This window comes from Bradyrhizobium altum (assembly GCF_020889705.1).
GTDB classification, from domain to species: domain Bacteria; phylum Pseudomonadota; class Alphaproteobacteria; order Rhizobiales; family Xanthobacteraceae; genus Bradyrhizobium; species Bradyrhizobium altum.
Window position 1 is genome coordinate 1 of the sequence record NZ_JACMYP010000430.1, and the last position, 4,462, is coordinate 4,462.

The 4,462-nt window shown below is 65.7% G+C and carries 3 protein-coding genes and 1 pseudogene; 3 read left to right on the forward strand and 1 reads right to left on the reverse strand.

The window, feature by feature from the left end; all coding sequences use genetic code 11:
- The first annotated feature begins 123 nt into the window (after positions 1-123).
- Both pth and ychF read left to right on the forward strand, forming a co-directional pair.
- Positions 124-729 carry an aminoacyl-tRNA hydrolase gene (gene pth / locus H8B02_RS45550; RefSeq protein ID WP_229172255.1) on the forward strand — a complete coding sequence of 202 codons (606 nt, stop codon included), beginning with the start codon at positions 124-126 and terminating at the stop codon, positions 727-729.
- Between the two features lie 131 nt (positions 730-860).
- Positions 861-1,958 (forward strand): redox-regulated ATPase YchF, encoded by a 1,098-nt coding sequence (gene ychF, locus H8B02_RS45555; protein ID WP_229172256.1) that lies wholly within the window; start codon positions 861-863, stop codon positions 1,956-1,958.
- A 216-nt stretch (positions 1,959-2,174) separates the two neighbouring features.
- Here ychF and H8B02_RS45560 read toward each other — a convergent pair whose 3' ends face one another.
- Positions 2,175-2,450 carry a metal-sensitive transcriptional regulator gene (locus H8B02_RS45560; RefSeq protein WP_092124125.1) on the reverse strand — a complete coding sequence of 92 codons (276 nt, stop codon included), beginning with the start codon at positions 2,448-2,450 and terminating at the stop codon, positions 2,175-2,177.
- 65 nt (positions 2,451-2,515) lie between these two features.
- Here H8B02_RS45560 and H8B02_RS45565 point away from each other — a divergent pair.
- Positions 2,516-4,462 (forward strand): annotated as a pseudogene (locus H8B02_RS45565) (heavy metal translocating P-type ATPase); the annotation flags it as partial.

Sequence of the window (4,462 nt, forward strand, 5' to 3'; positions counted from 1 at the left end):
CTGCGGGTGCTGCGGCTCCGGCCGCGGGTGCCAAGGCTCCCGCCGGCGGTGGCGACAAGAAGAAGTAATCGATCAGGTCGGCGCGCGATCGTCTGATGGCGCGCCGACGTGGGATGCCGCGCCATGCGCCTTTTTGTCGGTCTCGGTAATCCTGGCGCGAAATACGCCAGCAACCGGCACAATATCGGTTTTCTGGCGGTCGACGAGATTGCACGGCGTCATGGTTTCGCACCATGGCGCCGTCGCTTTCAGGGCGAGGCGTCTGAAGGAGTGGTCGATCGTGAGAAGGTCGTGCTGTTGAAGCCGACCACTTACATGAACGAGTCCGGGCGCGCGGTGCAGGAAGCGGCGAACTTCTTCAAGCTCGCCCCCGCCGACATCACCGTGTTCCAGGACGAGCTCGAATTGCCGCCCGCCAAGGTGCGGGTCAAGATCGGCGGCGGGATCGCCGGTCATAACGGCCTGCGCTCGATCTCCGCGCATATCGGCAACGAATATCGGCGGGTGCGGCTCGGGATCGGTCATCCCGGCGTCAAGGAGCTCGTGCACAGCCACGTGCTGTCGGACTTCGCCAAGAGCGACCGGGCGTGGGTGGAGGCCTTGTGCCAGGCCGTCGCCGACAATGCCGGCCTGCTAACGACCGGGCACGACGCCTCGTTCGCCAACAAGGTGCATCTGACGATGCAGGCCAAGGGATTTTTCGACACGAAGGACGAGGGCACGAAGTAGATCCTCGTCGTCGCCGGGCTCGACCCGGCGATCCATTTTTCCAAGTGGGATGGATACGCGGATCAAGCCCGCGTATGACGACCTCAGTCATTCAACCGTGCAGCGTGAGCGCGCGAGAGATCGGGACAAACATGGGATTCAAATGCGGAATCGTCGGGCTGCCGAACGTCGGCAAGTCGACACTGTTCAATGCACTGACCGAGACGGCGGCCGCCCAGGCGGCGAACTATCCGTTTTGCACCATCGAGCCGAATGTCGGTGAGGTGGCGGTGCCCGATCCGCGGCTGGAGAAGCTGTCGGCGATCGCGAAGTCCGCGCAGATCATCCCGACCCGGCTGACCTTCGTCGATATCGCGGGCCTGGTGCGCGGCGCGTCGCAGGGCGAAGGCCTCGGCAACCAGTTCCTCGCCAACATCCGCGAGGTCGACGCGATCGCCCATGTGGTGCGCTGCTTCGAGGACTCCGACATCACCCATGTCGAAGGTAAGATCGCGCCGCTCGCCGACATCGAGACCATCGAGACCGAGCTGATGCTGTCCGACCTCGACAGCCTGGAGAAGCGCGTCGAAAATTTGTCGAAGAAGGCCAAGGGCAACGACAAGGAATCCAAGGAGCAGCTCGAGCTCGTCAACCGCGCGCTGGTGCTGCTGCGCGACGGCAAGCCGGCGCGTGCGCTGGAGCGCAAGCCGGAAGAGGAGCGCGCGTTCCGCATGCTCGGGCTCCTGACCTCGAAGCCCGTGCTCTATGTCTGCAACGTCGAGGAAGGCTCGGCCAAGGACGGCAACAATTTCTCCAAGGCGGTGTTCGAGCAAGCCAAGAAGGAAGGCGCGGTCGCGGTGGTGATCTCGGCCAAGATCGAATCCGAGATCGCGACGCTGTCGCGCGCCGAGCGCGCCGAATTCCTGGAAACGCTGGGCCTCGAAGAGGCCGGGCTCGACCGGCTGATCCGCGCCGGCTACCAGCTGCTCGACCTCATCACCTATTTCACGGTCGGCCCGAAGGAAGCCCGCGCCTGGACCATCGACCGCGGCACCAAGGCGCCTGCCGCCGCCGGCGTGATCCACACCGATTTCGAGAAGGGCTTCATCCGCGCCGAGACCATCGCGTATGAGGATTACATCGCCGGCAACGGCGAAGCCGGCGCGCGCGATGCCGGCAAGCTGCGGCTTGAAGGCAAGGACTACGTCGTCGCCGACGGCGACGTCATGCATTTCAGGTTCAATACCTGAGCGCGATAGTCTGCCGAGTGTAACAGCGGCGGCGAACTGAGCCCCGCTCTCCCCGCGTCGGGCAAGCGGAGCGCGACCCGGGACCCATGACCACCGGCCGTGGTTATGAAGCACGCGGGGGGCCCCAGCTCGCACAAACAACCGCTTCCTGTGGTTATGGGTCCCTGCTTTCGCAGGGACGACACCGAGTGTGCGGCGGGCACAGCCAAACAGCTCTCACCGGTCCGCGCGGCCGATCACATCCATCAGCTCGGCGATCTTGCGCCGCTGGTCGGCCTTGTCGCCGGACGAGATCGCATGCTCGACGCAGTGCGCGACATGATCGCGCAGGACCTCTTCCTCGACGCGGCGCAGTGCCGCGCGCGCGGCGGCGATCTGCGTCACCACGTCGATGCAATAGCGGTCTTCCTCGACCATGGCGGCCAACCCACGGATCTGACCCTCGATCCGTTTGAGCCGTTTTAAACAGGATGTCTTGACCTCGTCTCTCATAGGTCTCATATACCCCCCTAGGGTATACAAATCAAGAGGCCGGGATAGCGGCCGGGAAGAGTCTCGTGGCACACGCAGAGCACGATCATTCGCACGCGGATCATCACCATCATGGCGCGGCCGCGCATACCTGCTGCGGCGGCAAGCATGATCACGACGCCGTGCCGGCAGAAGCAGCGTTCGCGATCGATCCGGTCTGCGGCATGAAGGCCAACCCGACGACCGCCAAGCACCGCTTCAGCTACCAGGGCGAGGAGTATCTGTTCTGCAGCGGCCGCTGCCGCGAGCGCTTCGAGGCCGAGCCGGACAAGTACCTCAAGCCGCGCGAGGCGGAGCCGCCAATGCCGGCCGGCACGATCTACACCTGCCCGATGCATCCCGAGGTGCGCCAGGTCGGTCCCGGCAGCTGTCCGATCTGCGGCATGGCGCTCGAGCCCGAGCAGATCTCGCTCGACGATGGACCGGATCCTGAACTGATTGACATGACGCGGCGATTCTGGATCGCGCTGGCGCTGACGCTGCCTGTGTTCGTGCTCGAGATGGGCAACCATCTCGGGCTGATGCATCTCGTGCCGCAGACCTGGTCGAACTGGATTTCGTTCGTGCTGGCGACGCCGGTCGTGCTGTGGGCCGCGCGCCGTTCTTCATGCGCGGCTGGCAGTCGGTGGTCACGCGTAACCTCAACATGTTCACGCTGATCGCCATGGGCGTCGGCGTCGCCTATCTCTACAGCGTGGTCGCGACATTGGCGCCGCAGCTGTTCCCGCCGGCCTTCCGCGACATGCATGGTGCGGTCGCGGTCTATTTCGAGGCGGCGGCCGTGATCACGGTGCTGGTGCTGCTCGGCCAGGTGCTGGAATTGCGCGCCCGCGCGCAGACTTCGGGCGCGATCCGCGCGTTGCTTGGTCTCGCGCCCAAGACCGCGCGGCGCATTACCGATCATGGCGACGAGGACATCGACATCGACGCGATCAAGGTCGGCGACCGCCTGCGCGTGCGCCCGGGCGAGAAGGTGCCGGTCGACGGCGTCGTCATTGAGGGCAACGCGGTCATCGACGAATCCATGGTCACGGGTGAATCGATGCCGGTCACGAAGGCGGAAAGCGAGAAGGTGATCGGCGGCACCGTCAACCAGAGCGGTGGCCTCGTGATGCGTGCCGACAAGGTCGGCCGCGACACCATGCTATCGCGGATCGTCGACATGGTGGCGAAGGCGCAGCGCTCCCGCGCGCCGATCCAGCGGCTCGCCGACCGTGTCGCCGGCTGGTTCGTGCCGGCGGTGATCGCTGCTGCCGCGCTCGCCATCATCGCCTGGACGGTATTCGGCCCTGAGCCGCGCTTGACCTTTGCGCTGGTCGCCGCGGTGACGGTGCTGATCATCGCCTGTCCGTGCGCGCTGGGGCTGGCAACGCCGATGTCGATCATGGTCGGTGTCGGCCGTGGCGCGCATTCCGGCATCCTGATCCGCGACGCGCAGGCGCTGGAGCGGATGGAGGCGATCGACACGCTGGTGATCGACAAGACCGGCACGCTCACCGAGGGCAAGCCGAAGGTCGTGCGCATCATTGCCGCCGAAGGGTTCGACGAGAATGACGTGCTCCGTCTTGCCGCCAGTGTCGAGCAGGGCAGCGAGCATCCACTGGCGCGGGCCATCATCGCTTCTGGCGGGGAACGCAAGCTCGCATCTTCCGCCGTCAGCAACTTTGCCTCGCCTTCCGGAAAGGGCGCGACCGGCACGGTCGAGGGCAAGCAGGTTGCGCTCGGCAATGCGGTGCTGATGAGTGAGTTGAAGATCGCAACGTCGTCGCTGGACCAGGCCGCCGAGGCCGCGCGGCGGGACGGCGCGACCGCGATCTATGTCGCGGTCGATCGCCGCGTCGCCGGCGTGATTGCGATCGCCGATCCGGTCAAGGCGTCGGCGGCCAGCGCGCTGCAGGCGCTGCGCACTGAGGGCCTGCGCATTGTGATGCTGACCGGCGACAATGAGACCACCGCGCGCGCGGTGGCGAAGA